The organism is Streptomyces sp. NPDC054847, from assembly GCF_053610925.1.
Genome location: NZ_JBSGZJ010000779.1, coordinates 1 through 1,273, shown reverse-complemented (window position 1 = coordinate 1,273; position 1,273 = coordinate 1). Strand labels below are relative to the sequence as shown.

The 1,273-nt window shown below is 75.7% G+C and carries 1 protein-coding gene; it reads right to left on the bottom strand.

Annotated features, from left to right (window positions below; genetic code table 11):
* Positions 1 to 1,273, bottom strand: a 1,273-nt coding sequence (locus tag ACWGH4_RS35195) for an acyltransferase domain-containing protein (RefSeq protein ID WP_453467984.1), incomplete at both ends; no start/stop codon positions are given.

Genomic DNA, 1,273 nt, shown 5'->3' with positions numbered 1-1,273 from the left:
GGGCGGGGGAGAGGTCCCCGCCGGGCGCGGGCAGCACCCGGGCACGCAAATGCCCGCGTGAGGAGGCGAGTTCGGTGATCCGCCAGGGGAATCCGACATCGGCGACACCGACCGCGTGCAGCCGCTCGTTCACCGCCCCGGGATCCAGCGCCACGGCTGCCGACCCGTCCCATCCGCCGTCACCGGCACCGTCCGCGACCTCACCGCCCCCGCCGTCACCGTCACCGCCGCCGGGGCGGCCGGAGGTGAGCCGCGCCGTGGTGTGGGTGCTCCAACCCACCTGCGCCGCACCGCCGTCCGTACCGGCGGCAAGGTCAGGGGAAGCGGCGGCGGTGCGGCGGGAGGCGAGACGGATCCCACTGTCGTCGCGCACCACGTGCACCTCCAGTTCGCCGGTCACGGCGACCGGCACCTTGAGCGCCACGTCGTGCAGCGTGTCGGTGCCGCCGGCGGCGAGGAAGGTGTTCAGCAGCACCGCGGCGGGGACGACCTCGACGCCGTGGATGGGGTGCGAGCCGGGGTAGGGCCGGCAGTCCTCGTCGAGCCGGGTCCGCCACAGCCGCGGCGAGACGCCGCCCGCCCACGTCACCTCCCCGCCGAGCAGCGTGCCCGAGCCGGTGTCGTGCTCCTCCGCCACGGGCCCCTGCGAGGACGGGGTGCGCCAGTAGGGCACATGCTGCCAGGCCCGGCGGGGCAGCGCCGTCAGCGGCCCGCGCGGCACTTCCAGGCCGTCGGCGGCGCCATGGCAGTGCAGGGCGCCCAGGTGGGCGAGGAGGGTGGCCCGCTCGGGCCGCTCACGGCGCAGGGTGGCGGTGACGAGCACGTCGTCGTGACCGGCCGCCTCCAGCGTCTCGCCGACGGAATGGGTGACCACGGGATGCCCGGACAGCTCGACGAACACCCGGTGCCCGTCCTGCGCCAGCGCCCGCACCGCACCGTCCAGGCGGACCGGGTTGCGCAGGTTCGCCGCCCAGTAGGCGCCGTCGCGCACCGCGGCCGACCGCGGGTCCTCCAGCGCCGTCGAATACAGCGGCACCACCGGCTCCCGCACCTCCAACGCGTCGGCCGCCTTGGCCAGTTCACCGAGCAGCGGATCCATCTGCGGGCTGTGGAAGGCGACGTCGGAGGCGACACGCCGCACCATCACGTCCATGGCCTCCAGGCGGGCGCACACCTCCTCGACGGCCTCCGGCGTGCCGGAGACGACGGTCGAGGCGGGGGAGGCGGCGATCGCGGCCACCACGTCGGTACGGTCCCCCAGGAGGCCCTGGAC